Source organism: Amphibacillus marinus, assembly GCF_900110345.1.
GTDB classification, from domain to species: Bacteria; Bacillota; Bacilli; order Bacillales; family Amphibacillaceae; genus Amphibacillus_D; species Amphibacillus_D marinus.
The window spans coordinates 59593-82300 of sequence record NZ_FODJ01000010.1 but is presented as its reverse complement, the minus strand read 5'-3'; the positions used below and the strand labels follow the sequence as shown (position 1 = coordinate 82300).

Below are 22708 nucleotides of genomic sequence, written 5' to 3'. Positions count from 1 at the left end.
CATTCTCTTTATTAAGGTTAAATTCAGATCACAATTCATGTTATAACATGATACACAGCCAATGTCTCAAGTAATGCTGCTAATTTAATGAGACAATTTCTAAAGTTTCAACAATATCAATACTACCCTCAACAGAACGGATAATGGCGCATTTTGCACGAGCATTTTCTAAAATACGGTACAGTTTATCAATATTTAAGTTTCTGCCCTTCACGACAAAATGCAGTTTTATTCGCTTAATGCGATTCTCATCTTTCTTATCCTTTGTCACTTCACTTCTAATAAAAAAGTCATCAACATGTGTGTGATGAAGCTCAAGGAGATCAGTAAACTCCTGTGCACTGGAGCCTGCAATAGCTGAAACTAATAAATGCTCAGGTTTGTAGCCGTGGTACAAATCCTCAGAAACATCTAGGATGCCATAGGCTAATTCAACCCGAATCCCCTCTTCTTTAAACTTAAATAACATAAGTATCGACTCCTTTATCATATTATTTTTTTCAGAATTTTTATCGCTAATGAATAGTCAAATTAGAAATGATTACCTTACCTATTGTTTTTTTTCGAGCTAAGCTTTAAAGTATTAGTGTCCTACTCTCGTATGAAGATCGGAGGTAAATTACAATGAACAAATTTTCAAATAAATTTTGGATAATGATAAGTTTTGTGACCATCTCTGGTTTTGTTCAAGGCATGCTGCTTCCCTTACTGGCAATTATTCTCGAGCAAAACGGGGTGTCATCAACGGTTAATGGACTTCATGCCACAAGCTTATACATAGGTGTGCTAATCGCCTCACCATTTATGGAACAACCGCTCCAACGGTTTGGTTATAAGCCCATTATTCTTACTGGAGGGTTACTCGTTATTTGTGCACTTGCATTATTTCCAGTTTCGCAATCACTTTGGCTATGGTTTTTACTCCGTTTAATTATTGGTATTGGTGATCAAATGCTCAGTTTTGCAACACAGACGTGGGTTACCTCTACAACAAAAACAGAAAAGCGTGGGAAGACCATTGCTCTGTATGGTCTCTTCTTTAGTCTTGGCTTTGCAATAGGGCCTTTAATGACAAGGTTGCTATATGTACATGAGCATCTTCCATTTCTACTTGCTTCCCTACTCTGTTTAGTCGTATGGAGTATGATGCTATTTGTTCAAAACGAACAGGTGACATCAGATCAGCTCATTATTACCGTTAATATCGCAGCTACCTTTAAAAGATTTGTAACAGCCACAAAGCTAGCCTGGATTGCTTTAATGGGCCCTTTTGCATATGGTGTACTTGAAGCATTATTACATGGGATTTTCCCAATTTACGGTTTGCGAATTGGTCATCCTATTGATACCATTTCCATTATTATCCCTTTATTCTCAATTACAACCTTACTGACCCAAGTTCCTTTAGGGGCATTAAGTGACCGGATTGGGCGTCAGAAAACATTATGTCTAGTCACATCAAGTGGTATAATAACCTTCTTTTTGGCAGCTCAATTTGAACAAAATATAGCTATTCTAATTATGACATTTACAGCTGCCGGTATGTTACTTGGTTCACTTTATTCAATGGGTGTTTCGTTCATGACTGACCTCTTGCCGAAATCATTACTGCCGGCTGGAAATATTATGTGTGGCATAAGCTTTAGTGTCGGAAGTATAACCGCCCCATACTTAGGTGGACTATTTATCGAATTGTTTCCAGCTTGGTCATTTTTTTATAGCATTGTCTTTATACTGTCTATTATAACCGTTTTATTTCTAACACAAAAGAAACATGCATCAGAACCAGCTAAATAATCTATGCTAATATGCGATGTATTTTAATCATATAACTCAAATCAACCATGCCAGTGATTGATGCAATCACTGGCATGGTAAAATCCGAAAAAATATTCCACTCTGCTACTGTCTAAATGGAGCTATTACTTATCCCTAAATATTTTCCTTGGCGGTTGGACGAACAATTAATTCGTTTACATCTACGTGCTCTGGTTGTCCAATTGCGTAAACAATAGCTTCAGCTATGGCTAAAGCAGGTAATGCATTGCGTCGGTAGTCAATCATCGCTTCTCTAGCAGCTGGATCAGAAATATGATCAGCGAGCTCTGACTCAGTAACACCAGGTGAAATCAAAGTGACACGAATCCCTGTAGAAGCTTCTTGTCTAAGTCCGTCAGTAATTGCTCGCACTGCATATTTTGTTGCACAATATACTGCTGCTGTTGGGAGCACTTCATACGCACCAGTAGACGCAATATTAATAAAATGACCAGCCGCTTGCTTCTGCATGACCGGTAAACCAGCTGCGATGCCATTTAAAACACCTTTAATGTTCACATCAATCATCTGATTCCATTCATCAATTTTTAGCTCTTCAAGTTTTGACAATGGCATCACACCAGCGTTGTTTATGATGACATCCACCTGCTTAAATGTCTGAACAGCAAGCTCAATTAACTCTCGAAGTTGCACTACCTTTGTTACATCTAAGTATTTATAAATAACTGATCCACTAGCATTCACTAACTCTTGTTTTAAAGCTTCTAACCGATCAAGACGCCGTGCTCCTAAGACAACATGTGCTCCGTTTTGCACAAGCAATCGTGCGGTAGCAGCACCTATTCCACTGCTAGCTCCAGTAATTACGATAACCTTGCCTTTCACATTAAACACATTAATCACCTCTTTTTTAAATTATTAGCTATCGTTCTTCACGATACAAAACCATGCCAGCATGATACAGAATGTCATCTCTAAATTCACCATCTGCTGTAAAACCAGTGTCATCCTTATATTCAATGTAATTGCCTGTTACCTTATAGCTACCTCGATAGGCACTTTGACGATCCCCCCTAGCTTCGTCATAACGCCCATTTGGTAAGAGCTCATGTCTAATATAACCACCCTCTGTCACCCACATGCCTACGTATGGATGGAGCTCTTGCTTCGTCATTTCATCACTCCTTTCTCTAGTATACTCGTGCTGATTTCTACTTAATCTTGGAGTAGTACCAATTAAACTAATGATCAATATAGCTAAAGCAATAAAAAATAATATTGTTACACAACATTGCATTTTTCTATTCATCGCATCACCCGCTTTGCTTTGAATAACATTAATTATAAAGGTTTGATTATAATAAGTGGTAGCATAATCCACTTAAGTTATTGCCTATTCCTACAATATATGTTAATATTATTGCATAAAAACAGAAGGGAGGATAAAGAATGACCAAGCAATTCAAACTATATCAGGCTGTGCTTGTTGAGCTAATAAACGACTATGTCCAAAACTTCAAGAAGGAGACTTCTGTCATACCTGGACTACATTTTTTTCGTTCACAAATCCCTTCTGAGCCTATTCAGACAACCTACAATCCTTCCTTATGTTTAATCGTTCAAGGTAAAAAAGAGGTTTCACTTGCTAACGAAACATACATTTATGATGCCAACTCCTATCTTGTCGCTTCTCTTCATTTGCCTATTACTGGTCAAATTATTGAAGCAACTAGAGATAAGCCTTATCTAGCTCTTCAAATGGATTTTACGACAGAACAGATAATAACCATTTTAAAGAAGATGCCAACCCCTCCTGACAGAGTGAAGTTGACCCATAGAGGACTTCATGTCAGTCAAGTCAATGAAGCCTTATTAGCAGCAGCAACTAGACTTGTGCAGTTACTCAAAACACCTAAAGATATTTCGGTTCTTGCACCACTAATCTCACAAGAAATTCTCTATCATGTCTTGCAGAGTGATCAGGGTCATCGCCTTATTCAGTTTGCTATAACTGGGACATATGCCAGACGAATCGCTGAATCGATTCAATGGCTCCGTATGAATTTCAGTGAACCCATTCGTGTTCAGGATCTTGCTGATCGAGCCCATATGAGTGTTTCATCATTCCACCAGCATTTTAAAGATGCCACAGGCTTAACGCCAATTCAGTATCAGAAGCAAATTAGACTACAAGAAGCTAGACAACTTCTATTAATCAATACCCATGCAGCAGCAGAGGTTGCTTTTCAAGTTGGTTATGAGAGCCCTTCTCAATTTAACCGAGAATACACAAGAATGTTTGGTCAACCACCACTAAGGGACATTAAACAATTTCAAAATAAGCTGGTCAATAACTGATAAAATCATGTTGTCAATTAAAAGTCCCTAGCTGTTAGTTGCAGAACTAACAGCTAGGGACTTTATCTAGTTTAATCTTGTTTAACAAACCGAGAATATCGTATTTCCAAGCGCTCCTGAATTATTGAAATAAAGATGCAAAGTGGCCAATATATCAGTGCCACTAGAATATACATTGTAAATGTATCGAATGATCGACCCGCAGCAATTTGTGTCTTCTGGAATAGCTCTTGGACCGTAATAACTGCCGCTAGCGAACTCGCTTTAACTAAATCCAAAAAAACATTGGTTAGTGGTGGCATTGCTATTCGAACCGTTTGCGGTAAGATAATTCCAGTCAAAGCCTTCCTAAAGTTTAATCCCAACGAGAAAGCTGCTTCCCACTGCCCCGATTCTACACTATTAAGAGCGGATCGATTAACCTCTGCAATGTATGCAGCGCTGTTTAAGCCAAAGCCAATTATGGCCGACTGAATACCAGAAAACTCAATACCTACAGAAGGCAAGCCATAGTAGATGAAAAATAAGAAGACAATAATTGGTGTCCCGCGCATAAAAGAAATGTAAAGTCGAGCTGGCCATCTTAATATTTTTGATCTAGAATTTCTCGCAAGCGCTACTGGTAAACCTAATACCATCCCAATTGCCATACTAATAAATGAAACATAGATTGTCATGGGTAGCCCACTAATAATTAATGGGAGGTTTTTAATTGCCAATTCAAGATCAAACAGCTCAAGCCCCATTTTGCATTCCCCCTCATCTACAGTTACAGTTCTATTTCCGGATCCAGCTCTTCAATATCGTCCTCCTGCTGAATAGAAGCATCCTGCTGGTAAAACTGAGTTGCTAGCTCTGTTAACGTTCCGTCCTCACGCATTTCCGCAAGCACTTCGTTGATCACATCTGTTAACTCAGCTTCACCTTTACGCATGACAATAGCCTGCTCAGTAGGATGAAATTTCAAATCAGGGTGGATCATAATGTCAAAATCGGGAAACGCTGCTACCCCAAAAGTTGATAAGTAAAAATCATTAACAACTACATCTGTTCTGCCATTTGAGACATCTCTTAAGTAGGCTTCGTTTCCTGCATTGCCATAAGTCACGACCTCAGCACCATAATACTCAGCAATTTGACTATAAATCGTTGTCGCACCACCGCCAGCTCTTTTTCCTTCTAAGTCCGCTAAACTGTGAATCTCTGAGTAATCACTTTCTCTGACCACCATTGTCGAGTATGAGTATTTATAAGGTTCAGAGAAATTAAACTGTTCTCTTCTGCTATCGGTAGGTTCAATATCATTTGCAGCAAGATCAATTCTGCCGCTATCAATTGCCGGTAACATACCATCAATTCCCATTATTTCAAAGCTAACGTTTAAGTCAAGTCGATTGGCTATTTCTTTTACTACCTCAACGTCGTAACCTGTTAACTGATCATCTTCATCATAATAAGAAGCCGCAATCAAAGTTCCTGATGTGGCAACTGTTAATTCGCCACTTTCTTTAATTTGATCCCATAAATTTACTTCGGTATTTTCTTGTTCATTGTCAGTTTGTTCATCATTGTTTGGCTCCGGATCTGAAGTACTTGTACCACAAGCAGCAAGAATGAGTAAACTACCAATTAAAAAAGTTAAGCGGTTTAATTTCTTCATTTTTATGTCCCCTTTATATTGAACTGAATGACTTTCTTTTTTAAAAGATAACAGTTTCTCCTGTTAAAATCAACTATAAAACATACTGTATTATATTTTTTTATTATTATTGTTCTATAACAAATCAACACTTAAATAAGCAGTTAATACGACAGGTAAATTTTTTTTATAAAATTGTGATGCATATCATATCGTATCGCATAAGATTTATTATATAATTATTTTATAATAATTATAATTTAAATACGGAACATCCTTATTATTAATGATTATTATTATCAATTAAAATAAAAGGAGTGTTGATTTTTGAAATTATTTAGAATTAATTTAAATAGCAAACACCATCATTCTCAATTAACTGTGTTAGTAGCGCACTTTTTAAAACAGCATGGTGAACTGCTAGCAGCTTTAACCAGTGGGTTAATAATCTTACTGTCCAACCTGTTATATTCGCATCTTTCATATTATATATGGATTGGTTTAAATATAGCTGGCTTTCTCGTTGGTGGCTTCGCAAAAGCCAAGGAAGGCATCGTAGATACCCTGACTAACAAACGTTTAAATGTCGAACTCTTAATGATCTTAGCAGCGATTGGCTCTGCAAGTATAGGCTTTTGGACAGAAGGAGCCACGCTTATTTTTATCTTCTCCTTATCTGGTGCTTTAGAAACCTATACACTACAAAAAAATGAACGGGAACTTACTGCATTAATGCAACTTCAACCCGAAACCGCGACCAGGCTAACCACTATAGGTGAAGAAATTGTTGATACCGATCAATTAAGTATTGGCGACTTAATTCTAATTAAAGCAGGTGAGCGGATTCCAGCGGATGGCGTCATTACCCGTGGAAAATCAACATTAGATGAAAGTGCCTTAACCGGTGAAGCAACCCCTGTTTTAAAAAAACAGAATGATCATGTATTGACTGGAACCATTAACCTTACAGGAGCAATTACCGTTAAGGTTACGCTAGAGTCTGCTCACTCGTTTGTTCAAAAGATAATGGCCCTTGTTCAAGCTGCTCAACGAGAAAAGTCACCATCACAACTATTTATTGATCGTTTTGAGAATTTATATGTCAAAGTTATTGTTAGTCTTGTACTGATGATGACAATCATTCCGCCATTCTTACTTGGTTGGGAATGGAAAACCTCAATCTATCGAGCAATGATTCTACTTGTAGTTGCTTCTCCATGTGCGCTCATCGTTTCCATAATGCCTGCAACTTTATCAGCTATTTCATCTGGGGCTCGACAAGGGATACTGTTTAAGAGTGGACAATTAATTGAGCGACTTAAGGATACCGATCTGATCATATTTGATAAGACTGGAACACTTACAGCAGGAAAGCCCGCTGTTACTGATTTTATTGTTGAAAATGGGGCTAATAAAACTGCTATTATGCAAATCGTGGGGAAAATTGAAAGTCAAGCGAGCCATCCACTTGGTCAGTCCCTTGTTAATTTTTGCGCTAATGCGTTAGTGCTCCCATCACAAGAACAAGTGGCCATTACTGAAATGTCGGAGCTTACCGGAAAGGGAATATTTGCAACCGTTAATGATCATGAATGGGTGATTGGCAATGAACGGACCTTAATTGATCAGAGTCCTGACAATTGGTATCAAGCTAATGTACAAAGATTATTAGCTGCCAATAAGACTGTCGTTTATGTATCGGACAATCACAAGGTCGTTGCCATTATAGCTTTAAAGGATAGCATTAGACCTGATACCCTTAAAGCAATTCATCACTTTCATAAGCTCGGAATTGATATCGTTATGTTGACAGGGGACAATGAGCAGACAGCTTCTGCAATAGCTATGGAAGCTGACATTAAGCACTATGTGGCTAACTGTCTTCCCGAGGATAAGGTTAATAAAATTAAACAATTACAGAAGCAATATACAACAATTATGATGGTTGGCGATGGGATTAATGATGCTCCTGCCTTAGCCACAGCTAATATTGGCGTTGCGATGGGTGCAGGAACGGATGTTGCTTTAGAAACAGCAGATATTATTTTGATTAAGAACAAGCTAGAGAAAATAATCTATGCTTACCGTCTTTCAATTAAAATGAATCGAATTGTTAAGCAAAATATAATTTTCTCATTAACAGTTATAGTATTACTCATCATCACCAATTTCTTACAATTAATTAATTTACCCTTAGGGGTACTTGGTCATGAGGGTAGCACAATTCTTGTTATTTTAAATGGGCTAAGACTTGCTCCCCCGTTATTAACTAAACATAAAACTGAATAGAAAAGCCAGCGTGTTTGCCTAATAACTTTGCAAACACACTGGCTTATATTATGCTTTTCTGATGGGCCCTCTATGTTTTCTTTCTGCAATCATGGCATTAATTTCTCCACCAGTAATGATAATAATACCGGAAATAAAGAACCAGGTCATTAAGACAATAATACCACCTAAACTTCCATAAGTAGCTGAATAATTACCTAAATTACTAACGTAAAAGGAGAAGCCTAGGGATGATATTTGCCAACCAAGTGTAGCAAAAAGAGCACCAATTAAAGCATCCTTGACAAAAACTTTTGTATTTGGCGCTAACCAATACAGTAATAAAAAAACAACAAAGAATACAGAAGATGATAACAGCCATCTTAGCATATTCCAAATTTCAATAAAACTTTCGGAAGCACCAAAAAAAGAAAAGACATGAATACCAATTGCTCGACCAAACACTGGCAAGGCGAGAGCAACTAAAATGAGAACGAGCATAGCAAGAAGCAATGTAATCGCCACAAATCTCCCTTTGATAAAGGAGCGGTCTTCTTCGACATTATAAGCTTTATTAAGTGCACGCATAATAGCATTAATTCCGTTCGAAGCAGACCAAATCGTTCCTAATATCCCTACTGACAGCAAGCTTCCACTACTTGATGCAACGACTTGTTCAAGGTTGTTCTCAATTAGGGCAAATGTGTCATCAGGTAGGTAAGCACCTAGCATATTTAATAACTCTTGATAATCAATCGGCAAATAGCCAAGTAAAGTAACCAGAAATATTAACAGTGGAAATAATGACAAAAGAAAGAAGTAAGATAACTGCGCTGACAACCCTGTTACCTCATCATCTCCAAAACGCTTAAATAAATCCATGCCAAAAGCAATAGTTGAACCAAGCTTAGATTTAGCCATAATTAACGGCCTCCATTCTGTTTGATTCTATTTGTTTGCTAGACCTTGATCTAAGCGGTCAATCAGTGTCTCGAATTGGTCAACACAGTCAATGGTTAACGATAATCCGCTAATCGCCTGATTAAATAGACTATTTGTGTAATTATAAATACAAGCATTAAACTTTGTTGGGCGCTTAAGCATAGCGTTGGTTTTGCTTTTTACATTTGCTACGTTTATGCTAAGCTTTTTTCGCTTGTTTGCATTAACTAACGAAAAAAGCGCCCCAGCACCAAGACCAATCAAGGCACCCTTCACTAACCAAGATTCCATCATCAGAATACCCAACCTTTTCATGATAAATTTAATTCCTGTTTTATATGTAGTAACAAAGCCAGACAACCTTGTTCTACTAATTGGAACGTTTGATCAAAATCACCCGTAAAGTATGGGTCAGGAACATTCTTGTGAGCAGAGTGGTCGACAAAATCTAATAGTTTCGCTACCTTTGCTTGAGGAGCTACTTCACTTAACTGTGCCAAATCCGCTAAATTCTGATCATCCATAGCAATAATATAATTAAAATTATCTAAATCATCCATCTTTACTTGCCGAGCCTTTATTCCCTGGTAAGAAATATTTTGCTCATCAAGTTTTTTTCGGGTACCCTGATGCGGACCTTTTCCGGTGTGCCAAGCGCCCATTCCGGCTGAATCGATAAAGAACTGGTCTCTCAACCCTTGTTTTGTGACATGATCTTTAAAATATGCCTCGGCCATCGGCGAACGACAAATATTGCCTAAACAAACAAATAGAACATTTATCATTTTATATACCACCTTTCTACCCTAATTACTCCTTTTTTTATCTTATCACTACTTAATAATTAGTCGTTTTACATAGTACCGTCGTCTCAAGTTGTTCAATTGGCAAAGGTTTGCTATAGAAATAGCCTTGATAATAATCGCAGTGATGATCTCTAAGTAGTGAGAGAATATTAGCTTCTTCAACACCTTCGGCAACAACCTTTAAATCAAAATTATGCGCTAGTTGAATCATCGCTTTGACAATTTCAGCACTACTAGCTTCTGTTAATGCACTTCGGATAAAAGATTGATCAATTTTCAAATAATTAATCGGAAATTTCTTTAAATAGCCAAACGAGGAATAGCCAGTACCGAAATCATCAATTGACAAAGATATTCCCATTTTTCTAAGAGTGTTCATCGTCTTAATACAGTCTTCTGTATTTTGCATCACACTATTCTCGGTAATTTCAAACTCTAAATAGGCAGGATCCATTTCTGTTTCATTTATAATAATGGCTACTTTATCGGCAAAGTCAAAGCGTTGTAATTCTATTGCTGACACATTCACAGCAATTCTTAATGGTTGATAGCCCTTGACTCTCCAAATCATGAATTGTTGACAAGCTTCCCTAATTACCCATTCACCAATTTGGGTAATTAACCCACTCTCTTCAGCTAATGGAATAAAAGTAGACGGAGGTATTGCACCCTTGAGTGGATGATTCCACCTGATTAATGCTTCCAAACCAATTACCTTTTCACTTAGAACATCAATTTGGGGCTGATAAAATAGTTTAAATTCATTATTTTGCAACGCCTTACGTATGTCGACCTCAATTAAGAGCATATCATTATAGATCTTATCCATTTTAGAGGAGTAAAAGAAACTACTGTTGCGACCATTTATTTTACAGTAGTGAACAGATATACTGGCGTGATTAATTAATTCACGACTAGACCATGCGTCAAGCTGATAATAGCTTGCCCCAATAGAAGTGGTAACAAAAAACTCATTACCTTGAATCGCAATAGGTTTCTTTATTTCTGATAAAAGCTGCTCACTAATCTGTTTAGCTATTTTAATATCAGTGTGTATAATTAAACTAAACTCATCACCACCATAGCGATAAAGCACGCCATAGTCCGCTAGCTTGTTATTCACTCTCTGCGAAATAATTTCAATAACTTGATCCCCTATTGTTTCACCTAATGTATCATTTATGTATTTCAGCCGATCAATATCACAAAATAGAACGGCAAAGCCACCTATATTAGGCGTTTCAACTAAATGCTGTAGATCTTTACGAAATTTCGTTCGATTAGGAAGCTTTGTTAAGCTATCATAATATTCAAGCTCTTTAACCTTCTCTTCGGCTTTTTCCAAAGAGGTAATATCAATTGAAGAACCAATAACTTCGATAACTTGGCCATTTTCATATAGGGGTGTTAACATGGTGAAAAGAGAAAGAGTCTTGTGTCGGTGCTTGAAAGTAACCTCTTTACCTTCAAAGGCTTGATCAAAGTGCGATCTAATTGAATGATCTCGGTGATTATAAAAAACGGAATCTACTGTTTCACCCTCAGCATCGTTAACCAACTCAAGCACCTTATGGGCTAGCTTGCCTTCAAACATCCGAAAGGCATAAAAACCACTTTCATTGTGACGTTGAACACGAAAGGTTAAGTTCACTAAATGACTGAAAACTCTTCGATAATCGTCATCTAAGTTTTCAATGAGTAATTTATCATACCGTTTAACATCACTTATATCCGTCCGGAATACAGCAAACGATTTCTGTCCATCCGCTTCTACTACAAACGGAATAATACAGGCACGATACCAAAACATCCCCTTTGATTTCGAGCTCGTACAGATATCTCCTCGCCAGACGTCTCCATTTTTTATGGTCTGCCACATATCTTGATAAAAGCCTTCGCTATGCACACCTGCATGAAGGATTCGATAATGATGATGTAAAAGCTCATCAATTTGATAACCTAAATGACAACAAAAGCCTTCATCAATATATGTAATATATCCTTTTTCATTCATAATAAGGAGCTGAAACACTTTGCTAATTTGTTGATTAATCTGATTGTTATTTATGTATGCCTTTAATTCTGTTAATACATTAATAGGTATATCGACCTGATGACTAATTGTAGCTAACCAGGTCTTCAAGTCGTTAGATTTACTTGCATGTATGGCACGGTCAATTGGATTTATTATCATATCGTCACCTTTTAATCGAAGTGTTTAGTGTATATTCTTATCCATCATTATACCTAAACTTACTGCTAAACAAAAGCCATCTTTTTTACAATAACATCTCTGGAAATACTTCTAGGACTATTTTAAAATAAAACGAGTGCGTGACCAAAGCTTAATTAGATAGGAAATCCGAACACTATCCATTAATACGGAGCACTTCGGTAAATACTTCGCTTAGAAAAATGTTCGGACACTCAATTTTTAATATTTAGTGATGTCTTAGTCTTTAGTTTATTCATTAATCAATTGAATTTATAATAATTTCTTGAATATCACTAGCTAATTGATTATGTTTAATGCCTTGATATTGCTCAGGATATATTGGGTCACCAACGATCAGTTCAATATCAGCTGCTTTAATTCTTCCCCCATCTTCTTCTAACATTTTATAGGTTCCATTAATAGTAATTGGTACAATCGGTACCTCGGCACGTGTACCTAGTCGTAAGCTACCTGATTTAAACGGTTGAACATTTGTTCCTTTACTTCTTGTTCCCTCCGGAAAAATGACCATTGATTGGCCAGCTTTAATACTCTCCACACCATCGTCAATTACTTTAATTGCTGCGCGCCGATTTGAACGGTCGATAAATACACATTTGATTTGCTCCATCCACTTACTAATAATCGGAATACGTTTAATTTCTCGCTTCGCAATAAAAGCAATTGGTTTATCTAAATAAGCGAGTAAGACAAGGATATCAAAAATCCCCTGATGATTGGCAACGAATAAAACAGGCTGATCAGGAATCTTTTCATGGCCGCTCACCGTTACTGTTGACTTCGTCTTTTCAATAACCCTGCGCGAGACAGTTGCTGGAGTCCGATAAATGCTTTTTGCTTTCCGAGCAAATGGTTGGTCGGGAATTTTCTTCGCTTGACGTAATTGTGGTAGACTGCCTAGTACTAAAATTGCAGAATATGCATAAATTAAAAATGTTTTCATCATTAAAGCTCCCTTATTCTAAATATCCACATTAACGTATTATAAATGATTTTGAGTGAACACTCTAGTATAACTAGGTATTTTCAGTAAATAACCGGATAAAAAAAACTTGCTTTATCTAGATATATATGCTCGTTTGCTAGAAGGAGTGGTCGAATAACCAAACATTGGTGTGTGGTACTTTTTACTTTTGTCTACTATAATAAAGACATGCTATACTAAGAAACATTACCTTTGACACTATTTGCTCTGTTACATTAAAAAACAACTTAGACATACTGGAGGACAATATATGTTTAGTCATACTGCTATAGGAATAGATTTAGGGACAGCAAACATTTTAGTATACACGAAGCAGAAAGGGATCGTCTTCAATGAGCCATCTGTTGTTGCTGTAGACACCCGAACAAATGAGCTTGTCGCGATTGGACATGCTGCCAAAGAAATGATTGGCAAGACGCCAAAGAATATTGTTTCAATTAGACCACTTCGCGAAGGGGTTATTGCAGACTACGACGTTGCTGCCCAAATGCTTAAAGCAATTCTGCGGCGAGTAGGGAAGAAACTAGGCCTATCTTTACGAAAACCGGTTGTTATTGTTTGTGCCCCTTCTGGAAGCACAGCAGTAGAAAAGCGCGCCATTGAAAATGCTGTTCAAAGCTTTGGCGTTAAAGAAGTACATTTGATTGAAGAACCCGTCGCTGCCGCTATTGGAGCTGGTCTGCCCATTAGTGAACCAATTAGTAGTGTTATTGTTGACATTGGCGGTGGAACGAGTGAGGTTGCCATCATCTCATACGGTGGTATCGTGACTTCCCGATCCATTCGAGTTGCAGGTGATAAAATGGATGAGGAGATTGTCCATTTTATTCGGCAACGTAATAACGTTTTAGTCGGTTATCAAACAGCGGAGCGAATTAAGAAAGAAATTGGCTATGCCCTTATTGATCATGAACCCATTTCAATTAAAGTCAGTGGCCGTGACCTCGTATCCGGACTTCCTCGAGAGATTACCGTGACTTCAACTGAGGTTCAAGAAGCGCTAAGAGAATCACTTGAGAATATTGCCAATACCATTCATGCAACACTTGAGGATTGCCCACCGGAACTTAGTGGTGATATTGTAGATCAAGGCATTACCCTTGCTGGTGGCGGTTCACTTCTGCGCGGCATGGAAGAATGGCTCAGAGGTGAATTGCAAGTCCCGGTTAGGCTTGCTGAAGACCCACTGAATGCAATAGCAATTGGAACAGCAGAGTCAATTAAACAAATGAGTAAATTTAAGAAGCTTGGTTAATTAAAATATAAAACGTCGTCTAGCTATGTCATGCAAGCTAGACGACGTTTTTCATACTAAAGATTAACTGTTAAAATTTCTGTTTCACCTTTTACTACAGATTGATCAATATTTTTAGCTAATGAAGCAACTTGGCTCGTCACGACTAGTGGTGTGATCGTTTTTGCCTTTTGTGAAACAAAATCTAAGTCGACTGTTACTAACGAATCGCCTGCTTTCACGTGATCGCCTTGTTTGACGTGAGCAGTAAAGCCTTCACCATCAAGCATAACCGTATCAAGTCCAATATGAATTAAGTATTCAACACCCGCTTTTGATTTAATTCCAATTGCATGTAAAGTTGGAAATAAATTAACAACCTCACCATCAACCGGTGCAACAAAGGTACCGTCCGTTGGCTTAAAGGCAATACCATCACCCATCATTTTTTCAGAAAACGTTGGATCAGGTACTTCAGTAATATCGACTACTTGTCCTGTAACAGGTGAAACAAGTACTTCTTTATCAATTTTTTCTTCTTTACCAAATAGTTTTTTAAACATTTTGTAAACCTCCCGAAATTCAACTACATTTTTATATACCCACTAATACAACATTATAAAGCAGTTTTTCATGAAATGGTATTGATTTGTTCCAATAATTCTTTCAAATTCGACATTTCATCTGTCGATAAGGTAATTCCCTTACCCATCTTCTCATGATCTGATGACCAATCTCTTAAGTCATACTTAGGCTCACGATTGTTCCACGAAATGAGGTTCAATTCTTTTTTCCAACCCGTTGTGGATTCTGATAACGTACCAATGGTTTTAATAATTTCATATTGCAAGCTTGCCATTATGTTACCCCCTATTCGATAGACCATTCAGATAGTGATTTTATCATAAAGGTTGGTTTTTCACCAACCTGTTCTAGCTCGGTTTCTTTTGTAACCCCAGAAAGGACAAGTAAGGAGTCTATTCCTGCTCGTATTCCCGCCAAAATATCAGTTTGATAATTATCGCCAACCATTAACGTATTTGCTTTTTCTGAGCCGAGCTGTTCCATCGCCTGATCGACAATAATTGCTTCTGGCTTCCCGATATAAGTCGGTGTTACACCAGTTGTCACGGCTAAAACCGAAATTAACGAACCTGATCCAGGTAAAAATCCTCGTTCACTCGGTAAGGCAACATCGGCATTGGTCGCAATAAATTTAGCACCATTACGAATTGCAAGCGCACCAATAGCTAGTTTCTCATAGCTTAGCTGTCGATCTAATCCCATTACAACATATTCAATATTTTGATCTGTTAAGGTAAGACCCGCTTCAGCTAAAGCACTTGTCAATCCATCCTCTCCAATTGCATAGACGCGAGCATCTGGTTTCTGCTCTGCTACATAAGCTGCCGTAGCCATACTTGAGGTAAAAACATGCTCTTCCTTAGCTACTATCCCCATCGCTGTTAATTTATCAGCAACAGCCTTTGGTGTTTTCGATGAATTGTTTGTCAGAAATAAATAAGGGTAGCCTTTTTCATTTAGCTTTGATACAAATTCAACGGCCGCTTCAATTTTTTCTGTTCCGTTATAAACAGTCCCATCCAAATCGATTAAAAATCCTGTATATTTTGCCACACGAGATTCCCCCTAATAAAATTGTAAAACTATTTGTTATTTTCTGAATACGTGATAATATAGTTAAGATAAACTATAAGGCATTATAACTTTTTATATGATAAAATGTAAATCAGTTTATCATATTTGACGAAAGTGGTATGTTAAAGATGGAAGAAAAGTTAACAACCCTTTTGAATTTTTCATTTTAAGAGAGAGGTCGTAAATTGCCATGTCAATAGAAACGCCAAGAGCAGTTATTGTAATCTTCGGAGCCACAGGAGATCTTGCCAACCGAAAGCTATACCCTTCATTGTATCGCCTATATCGCAACCATAAATTATCTCAACATTTTGCTGTTGTAGGTGTAGCGAGAAGACCACTTACAAATGAAGATTTCCGTAATAACGTTAAGAAATCAATTGAATCATTTAAGGATGATCATGTTGATCATGATGAATTTGCATCACATTTTCATTACAATCCTTTTGATGCCCAAGACTTATCAGAGTATCAAAAGCTGGATGATTTTATTAATAAGCTAAACCAGAAACATGAAGCTAAAGGTAATCGTCTTTTCTACATGGCGATGGCTCCGAACTTCTTCGGGCCAATTGCAGCTAACTTAAAGTCACAAGGATTAACAGATAATGAAGGCTGGTCACGACTTGTGATTGAAAAGCCTTTTGGCCATAATTACGAAACAGCTCAACAACTTAATGATCAAATTGGGCAAGCCTTTACTGAGGATCAAATCTATCGAATTGACCATTACCTCGGCAAGCAAATGGTTCAAAACATTGAAATTGCCCGTTTTGCTAATGCCATGTTTGAACCTCTTTGGAATAATCAATATATCGCTAATGTTCAGGTTACTTCAAGTGAAGTACTTGGTGTTGAAGAACGCGGGCGCTATTACGATGGTTCTGGGGCCCTTCGTGATATGGTCCAAAACCACATGCTGCAAATGGTATCATTAATCGCCATGGAGCCACCTGCCAAGCTTCATCCAGATGAAGTCCGTTACGAAAAGGTTAAGGTCTTACGTAGCTTGCGTGAAATAGACGAATCAAATGTAGACGATTATTTTGTCCGTGGTCAGTACGATCAGGGGCAAATAAATGGTAAACAAGCTGCAAGCTATCGAGAAAGCAATGGTGTCGAAGCGGATTCTAACACCGAAACGTTTGTCGCTGGGAAATTTATGATTGATAATTTCCGCTGGGTCGGGGTTCCCTTTTATATTCGGACAGGTAAGCGGATGAAGCAGAAATTAACGGAGATTGTTATTCAGTTCAAAGATCTACCGATTAATTTATACAAAGATAAGGGTGATACAATTGATCCCAATTTACTTATTATCCGTGTTCAGCCTGATGAAGGCATAACTATGCACCTCAATGCTAAAAAAACAGACTATGACACAACAAGCACGCAGATTACGATGCACTACGATAAAGCAGATGAGGGCATTGAGAGTCCTGAGGCGTATGAGGTTTTATTAAATGACTGTTTAAATGGTGATTCAACAAGTTTTGTTCATTCTGATGAAGTGGCACTATCCTGGAAGTTTATCGATGTTATTTCACAGGCTTGGTCAGCTAAGCAAGCTGATTTTCCAAATTACAAGTCTGGTGACAACGGACCAGATGCTGCTAATGAATTACTCGCTAAGGATGGTTTTCACTGGTGGGACATTAATTAATTTAAAAAACATCGACTTTTTCTTTTGATAAAAGTCGATGTTTTCTTATTGGTAACATGCTAGTGTGGATCTAAAATATAAAAAAAAGAATGACATCACTCCATAAAAGAGCTGTCATTCTTTTTCATTAAATTAAGACATCCATTCCGTATGGAAAATACCTTCTCGATCAATACGTTGATACGTGTGCGCACCGAAATAGTCACGTTGTGCCTGTAATAGATTTGCAGGCAGCGTTTCTGTACGGTAGCTATCATAATAAGCTAATGCACTTGCAAATCCTGGCACAGGAATACCACGCTCCATTGCAATCGACAATACTTTTCGTAACGATACTTGATATTTTTCTACAATCTCTTTGAAGTATTCATCTAACATTAAATTAGCTAGATTAGGATCACGATCGTAAGCATCTTTAATTTTTTGCAGGAATTGGGCACGGATAATACAGCCACCCCTGAAGATCATAGCAATCTCACCATAAGCTAAATTCCAATCAAATTCTTCAGATGCAGCACGCATTTGGGCAAACCCTTGAGCATATGAAGTAATTTTACTCATATATAAAGCCTGACGAATCGCTTCAACCAGCTCATCTTTATCACCATCATAAGGTAAATCCTGTGCTGAAGGACCATTTAGAACTTTGCTTGCCTTCACGCGCTCGTCTTTCATTGCTGAAATAAAACGAGCAAAGACAGATTCTGTTACCACGGGTAGTGGCACACCTAGATCAAGTGAGCTTTGGCTTGTCCACTTTCCTGTTCCCTTTTGGCCAGCAGTATCGAGAATGACATCAACAAGTGGTTTGCCTGTTTCTTCATCCTTTTTAGTAAAGATATCAGCAGTAATTTCAATAAGGTAACTATCAAGCTCACCCTGATTCCAATCGGCAAAGACTTCATGTAATTCATCAGCTGAAAGCCCCAAAATATGCTTTAACATAAAGTACGCCTCACAGATTAGTTGCATATCACCATATTCAATACCATTGTGAACCATTTTAACATAATGTCCAGCACCGTTAGGACCAATATATGTCACACACGGATCACCATTTACTTTAGCTGAAATAGCTTCAAAAATAGGTGCGACACGGTCATAGGCAGCCTTTTGACCACCCGGCATTATTGAAGGGCCCTTAAGCGCCCCTTCTTCTCCACCCGACACCCCTGTGCCGATAAAGTGAATACCTGATTGATCAAGCTCTTTATTACGACGGATTGTATCTTGGAAGAATGTATTACCACCATCAATCAGAATATCCTCATCATCAAGTAACGGCTTTAACGTTTCAATTGTCGCATCTGTCGCAGGTCCTGCCTGGACCATTAACATGATTTTACGCGGTTTCTCTAAAGACTCAACAAATGCTTCAATCGTTTTGGCAGCAAAAAAGTTTTTACCTTTTGCTTCATTCGCTATGAAGTCCTCAGTTTTTTGATAAGTTCGATTAAATACAGAAACAGAGTATCCCCTGCTCTCAACGTTTAACGCTAAGTTCTTTCCCATTACCGCTAAACCGATAACACCAAATTGTTGTTTTGACATAGTTAGTTAGCTCCTTTATCTATGTAATTCTCTTAACTATCATACGTGGAAAAAACACTTTTCGCAACATAGTGAGCTTTCCCTCACCATATTAAAAGATTCATTTGAAAAAACCACCACTATAAACTTATACTAGAATAGAGACGGATGCAATTTATTTTTTGAAAATTCACTATTTTTAATTCTGGACTGCTTTTTTGTTAACAAAATAATTAATTGCGTGTGCTACTCCCTCTTCATTTAGAGGTTTTGTTACCCAGTCTGCTTTTTGCTTGACAAGCTCCTGACCATTCCCCATCGCCACGCCAATACCAGCTGCTTCAATCATTTTCAGATCATTTAAACTATCTCCTACTACCATAACCTGCTCCATTGTCGCATCTAATTGCTCAATTAGTATGGCAATCGCAGCTGCCTTGTGCGTTCCCTTTGCATTTAACTCCATATTTGTTAGGCTAGAATTACTAAGTTCAATGGTAGGCATTTCAGCAAATTGGTTGCGCATTTGTTCACGCACTCGGCCATCCTCAACATCAAAACCAAATTTAATCCATTGGTGTTCTTGATAATTTTCTGGCAAATGTTCACGATAAATCCGCTCATGTGAAACCAACCAATAGAAGGTATTATTTTGCTTGTGAATATCAATAATTTTTTCTACTGTTGCTTGATCAATCGCTTGCCGATGCAACAGCTTGCCTTCCCTTGTCCAAATCTCACCCCCGTTTAGTGTAACTAAATAGTTTACACCAAGCTGGTCTGCAATTGGTAAGGTAGTCGATCGATGACGGCCAGTAGCAATAACCACTTCAACCCCAAGAGCTTGAGCCTGTTTCACCGCTGCTATCGTTGCTGGGCTCGCTTCTTTTTGACCATGTCCCGCTACCGTCCCATCTAAGTCAAGTGCAATTAGTTTAATTGTTTTATCCATGATGATCCCCCTGTTTCGTTCATATTTAAACTATAGCACGACTTGTAAACAAGTTGAACCGATATGCTATATTTTTTAATACATCATCCCTATAATTCCCCTAAAAAAAATACAAAAAAACATTGACAAAAGAATAACTATCAGTCATAATTATATATCAGACTCATAAAAAGAGCATTGCAAGCGTAGAACGTCTGGCATCTGCCAAATGTTTTTTAAAAGATTTTGAAACGGAACACAAGATTAATAAACAAAAGCACAATTTAAGTTAACTGTGCACAATGAGCAAGACTTATTCACACTGGATCGACTATAGAGTCGTAAGGATATAAGAGAGGTAGGGCTTATATCGTTTAGGTTAAAACATTCCAGGTGGAGATACCGCGGCAATTTTATAAGTAGATGATGACGAAAAACTGTCACTCCTTTTTAAAAATGATATTTTACCTTGCAAACAAACAGGGGCACTTCTTAATTGAGGTGTCCCTTTCCAATTGGACATTTCGGTTCTTCATCAAATAGCGTTGGTTAAGCAAATGTTTGTATGGCTCCAGCAAAATCTCGGGAAAATATCTTATCAGCACTATTTGATATACAACCACAATTACCTGCTAGTGCGCGTAATTTTCACTCTTCTTCAGGATAAAACTCATATTTATCCGCAACTCTCTTGCTTATCCACTACCTTAACTTATTAAGATTAATAATAGTATTGACGCTTTGTAAAAATACTGGTACGATTTCTTTGTTACAAATATAATTGTTACAAATAAAATAAATAGTAGTCGCAATGAATATTATGGTTAAAACTATAATAGGAGCAGCTTCTGGAGAGACCACGAAGGTGGCACCGAAGGATTCACAATCTCAGGTAAATGGACAGAAGACAACAATAGCTTTGTGTTGTCACTGAGATTGGGGGAAACTCCAGTCTTTTTATTTTTATAATTAATTATTAGAGGTGAAATTATGCAGAAAAGAGCAGTTGTAACTGTTGTAGGAAAGGACCAAGTAGGTATTATCGCTAAGGTAACTCATGTTCTGGCTATCCACAATATGAACATTCATGATATTAGTCAAACCATTTTACAGGATTACTTTACGATGATGATGCTTGTCGAAATGGCTGATAAAGCACATTTAGATACTTTACTTCACGCATTTGAGCAAGTTGAGCAAGAAATGAACTTAACGATTAGCATTCAGCTTGAGGATGTCTTTCAAGCTATGCATCGAATTTAGGGGGGGGAACTAATGGCAATTGCATATAATGAAATTCAAGAAACGATTCGAATGGTACAAATGGAAAGTTTAGATATTCGTACTGTTACAATGGGAATTAGCTTGCGTAATTGTGCTGACAGCGATTTTAATAAACTTAAAGAGAATGTATACCAAAAAATCACATCCTATGCCGGACAACTTAAACCAGTGGCAGAACAGGTTGAAAAAGAGTATGGCATTCCAATAGTTAATAAAAGAATTGCAATTACGCCGATTGCTGAAATAATTGGAGATGCAACTGTTGAGCAGACGATAGAACTAGCCAAGGTGCTTGATCAAGCTGCTAACTTTACCGGAATTGACTTTATTGGTGGTTATTCAGCACTCGTCCACAAAGGTTTTACAAAAGCTGATCTTACCCTAATTAACGCCATTCCAGAAGCACTTGCAACGACCGATCGCGTCTGTAGCTCTGTCTCAATCGGAACAACACGTACCGGCATCAATATGGATGCAGTAGGCAAGCTTGGTGAAATAATCAAACAAACCGCTGAGCTTACTAAGGATCGCAACAGTATTGGCTGTGCGAAATTTGTTGCCTTCTGTAATCCGGTTGAAGATAATCCTTTTATGGCTGGTGCTTTTCATGGCACTGGTGAAGGTGAAGTAGTCTTAAGTGTCGGTGTTAGTGGTCCTGGTGTTGTTCTTCATGCGTTAAAGCGATATCCTGACGCCGATCTTGGTGAAGTAGCTGATGTTATTAAGAAAACAGCTTTTAAGATTACCCGCGCAGGTGAATTGCTGGGACGTGTTGTGGCAGAACGACTTAATGTTCCGTTTGGCATTATGGATTTATCATTGGCACCAACTAACGCTATGAATGATAGTGTTGCTGAAATCCTCGAAGAGATCGGGTTAGAAAGTGTAGGTACGCATGGGACGATAGCTGCACTAGCTTTGATGAATGACGCCGTAAAAAAAGGAGGCGCTATGGCGAGCTCATATGTTGGTGGACTTAGTGGCGCTTTTATCCCCGTTAGTGAAGATAATGGGATGATTAGAGGCATTGAGGATGGGTCACTGACGCTAGATAAGCTAGAGGCAATGACTTGTGTCTGCTCTGTTGGCTTGGATATGATTGCATTGTCAGGTGAAGCATCTGCTGAAACCTTAGCTGCAATTATTGCAGACGAGGCTGCAATTGGCATGATAAATAAAAAAACAACGGCGGTTCGCATTATCCCGGTGATTGGAAGAGAAGAAGGAGAAATTGTTGAATTTGGCGGCTTATTGGGTCGAGCGCCTGTCATTGGTGTTAAACCATTTAGCTCAGCAAAAATGATTAAGCGCGGTGGACGGATTCCAGCACCCTTACAAGCATTAATTAACTAGCTAAAAGAACGCATCAGCTTTCAAAGCCTGGTGCGCTCTCT

Annotated in this window: 22 protein-coding genes and 1 riboswitch; of the genes, 7 read left to right on the top strand and 15 right to left on the bottom strand. The window is 38.0% G+C overall.

Annotated elements, in window-relative coordinates; all coding sequences use genetic code 11:
* Positions 1-79 precede the first annotated feature (79 nt).
* Positions 80-469, bottom strand: coding sequence for an OsmC family protein (locus BM000_RS12910; protein ID WP_177178301.1), 390 nt, complete (start codon positions 467-469; stop codon positions 80-82).
* Between the two features lie 155 nt (positions 470-624).
* Between BM000_RS12910 and BM000_RS12905 the strand changes: the two genes are divergently transcribed.
* Positions 625-1797, top strand: coding sequence for an MFS transporter (locus BM000_RS12905; RefSeq protein WP_091499185.1), 1173 nt, complete (start codon positions 625-627; stop codon positions 1795-1797).
* Positions 1798-1932: 135 nt separating this feature from the next.
* Here BM000_RS12905 and BM000_RS12900 read toward each other — a convergent pair whose 3' ends face one another.
* Entirely contained in the window at positions 1933-2673 is a 741-nt protein-coding gene (locus BM000_RS12900; RefSeq protein ID WP_091499182.1) for an SDR family oxidoreductase, read from the bottom strand.
* A 28-nt stretch (positions 2674-2701) separates the two neighbouring features.
* Positions 2702-2953 (bottom strand): Atu4866 domain-containing protein, encoded by a 252-nt coding sequence (locus BM000_RS12895; RefSeq protein ID WP_091499317.1) that lies wholly within the window; start codon positions 2951-2953, stop codon positions 2702-2704.
* Positions 2954-3228: 275 nt separating this feature from the next.
* Between BM000_RS12895 and BM000_RS12890 the strand changes: the two genes are divergently transcribed.
* Positions 3229-4137 (top strand): AraC family transcriptional regulator, encoded by a 909-nt coding sequence (locus tag BM000_RS12890; protein WP_091499179.1) that lies wholly within the window; start codon positions 3229-3231, stop codon positions 4135-4137.
* 71 nt (positions 4138-4208) lie between these two features.
* On the opposite strand, the gene BM000_RS12885 is transcribed toward BM000_RS12890, so the two are convergent.
* Together BM000_RS12885 and BM000_RS12880 are read right to left on the bottom strand one after the other, a co-directional pair.
* Positions 4209-4883, bottom strand: a complete 675-nt coding sequence (locus BM000_RS12885) for an amino acid ABC transporter permease (RefSeq protein ID WP_091499177.1) — start codon at positions 4881-4883, stop codon at positions 4209-4211.
* A gap of 23 nt (positions 4884-4906) precedes the next feature.
* The gene (locus BM000_RS12880) at positions 4907-5797 is read right to left on the bottom strand and encodes a transporter substrate-binding domain-containing protein (protein ID WP_091499176.1); all 891 of its coding nucleotides are present in this window, start codon (positions 5795-5797) and stop codon (positions 4907-4909) included.
* 306 nt (positions 5798-6103) lie between these two features.
* Between BM000_RS12880 and BM000_RS12875 the strand changes: the two genes are divergently transcribed.
* Positions 6104-8065 (top strand): heavy metal translocating P-type ATPase, encoded by a 1962-nt coding sequence (locus BM000_RS12875; RefSeq protein WP_245751668.1) that lies wholly within the window; start codon positions 6104-6106, stop codon positions 8063-8065.
* 48 nt (positions 8066-8113) lie between these two features.
* On the opposite strand, the gene BM000_RS12870 is transcribed toward BM000_RS12875, so the two are convergent.
* The 5 genes from BM000_RS12870 to BM000_RS12850 all read right to left on the bottom strand — a co-directional run bounded on the left by BM000_RS12870 (position 8114) and on the right by BM000_RS12850 (position 12971).
* Complete coding sequence (locus tag BM000_RS12870) at positions 8114-8965, bottom strand: YihY/virulence factor BrkB family protein (RefSeq protein ID WP_091499174.1); 852 nt, start codon at positions 8963-8965, stop codon at positions 8114-8116.
* Positions 8966-8992: 27 nt separating this feature from the next.
* On the bottom strand, positions 8993-9301 hold the full coding sequence (locus BM000_RS12865; protein ID WP_091499173.1) for a hypothetical protein: 309 nt from the start codon (positions 9299-9301) through the stop codon (positions 8993-8995).
* On the bottom strand, positions 9298-9771 hold the full coding sequence (locus tag BM000_RS12860) for a low molecular weight protein-tyrosine-phosphatase (RefSeq protein ID WP_091499171.1): 474 nt from the start codon (positions 9769-9771) through the stop codon (positions 9298-9300). The genes BM000_RS12865 and BM000_RS12860 overlap by 4 nt, the downstream gene beginning before the upstream one ends.
* Positions 9772-9823: 52 nt before the next feature.
* Positions 9824-11986, bottom strand: coding sequence for a sensor domain-containing protein (locus BM000_RS12855; RefSeq protein ID WP_091499170.1), 2163 nt, complete (start codon positions 11984-11986; stop codon positions 9824-9826).
* Between the two features lie 277 nt (positions 11987-12263).
* Positions 12264-12971, bottom strand: a complete 708-nt coding sequence (locus tag BM000_RS12850; RefSeq protein ID WP_091499168.1) for a lysophospholipid acyltransferase family protein — start codon at positions 12969-12971, stop codon at positions 12264-12266.
* 292 nt (positions 12972-13263) lie between these two features.
* On the opposite strand from BM000_RS12850, the gene mreBH reads away from it, so the two are divergent.
* Positions 13264-14268 (top strand): rod-share determining protein MreBH, encoded by a 1005-nt coding sequence (gene mreBH, locus BM000_RS12845; RefSeq protein WP_091499165.1) that lies wholly within the window; start codon positions 13264-13266, stop codon positions 14266-14268.
* Between the two features lie 56 nt (positions 14269-14324).
* Here the strand turns inward: mreBH and BM000_RS12840 are convergent, their stop codons facing one another.
* The 3 genes from BM000_RS12840 to BM000_RS12830 all read right to left on the bottom strand — a co-directional run bounded on the left by BM000_RS12840 (position 14325) and on the right by BM000_RS12830 (position 15885).
* Positions 14325-14810 carry a PTS sugar transporter subunit IIA gene (locus tag BM000_RS12840; protein ID WP_091499163.1) on the bottom strand — a complete coding sequence of 162 codons (486 nt, stop codon included), beginning with the start codon at positions 14808-14810 and terminating at the stop codon, positions 14325-14327.
* 68 nt (positions 14811-14878) lie between these two features.
* Positions 14879-15106 (bottom strand): YdbC family protein, encoded by a 228-nt coding sequence (locus tag BM000_RS12835; protein WP_091499161.1) that lies wholly within the window; start codon positions 15104-15106, stop codon positions 14879-14881.
* A gap of 11 nt (positions 15107-15117) precedes the next feature.
* The gene (locus BM000_RS12830; RefSeq protein WP_091499158.1) at positions 15118-15885 is read right to left on the bottom strand and encodes a TIGR01457 family HAD-type hydrolase; all 768 of its coding nucleotides are present in this window, start codon (positions 15883-15885) and stop codon (positions 15118-15120) included.
* Between the two features lie 211 nt (positions 15886-16096).
* On the opposite strand from BM000_RS12830, the gene zwf reads away from it, so the two are divergent.
* Complete coding sequence (zwf, locus tag BM000_RS12825; RefSeq protein ID WP_091499155.1) at positions 16097-17569, top strand: glucose-6-phosphate dehydrogenase; 1473 nt, start codon at positions 16097-16099, stop codon at positions 17567-17569.
* Between the two features lie 132 nt (positions 17570-17701).
* On the opposite strand, the gene gndA is transcribed toward zwf, so the two are convergent.
* Together gndA and BM000_RS12815 are read right to left on the bottom strand one after the other, a co-directional pair.
* Positions 17702-19120 (bottom strand): NADP-dependent phosphogluconate dehydrogenase, encoded by a 1419-nt coding sequence (gndA, locus tag BM000_RS12820; RefSeq protein WP_091499150.1) that lies wholly within the window; start codon positions 19118-19120, stop codon positions 17702-17704.
* 178 nt (positions 19121-19298) lie between these two features.
* A complete protein-coding gene (locus BM000_RS12815; RefSeq protein ID WP_091499148.1) occupies positions 19299-20051 on the bottom strand; it encodes an HAD family hydrolase in 753 nt (250 codons plus the stop codon).
* 817 nt (positions 20052-20868) lie between these two features.
* Positions 20869-20944: riboswitch (glycine riboswitch) on the top strand.
* A 76-nt stretch (positions 20945-21020) separates the two neighbouring features.
* Between BM000_RS12815 and BM000_RS12810 the strand changes: the two genes are divergently transcribed.
* Together BM000_RS12810 and BM000_RS12805 are read left to right on the top strand one after the other, a co-directional pair.
* Positions 21021-21293, top strand: a complete 273-nt coding sequence (locus BM000_RS12810; RefSeq protein ID WP_091499147.1) for an ACT domain-containing protein — start codon at positions 21021-21023, stop codon at positions 21291-21293.
* Between the two features lie 12 nt (positions 21294-21305).
* Positions 21306-22667, top strand: coding sequence for a PFL family protein (locus BM000_RS12805; protein ID WP_091499145.1), 1362 nt, complete (start codon positions 21306-21308; stop codon positions 22665-22667).
* Positions 22668-22708 lie beyond the last annotated feature (41 nt).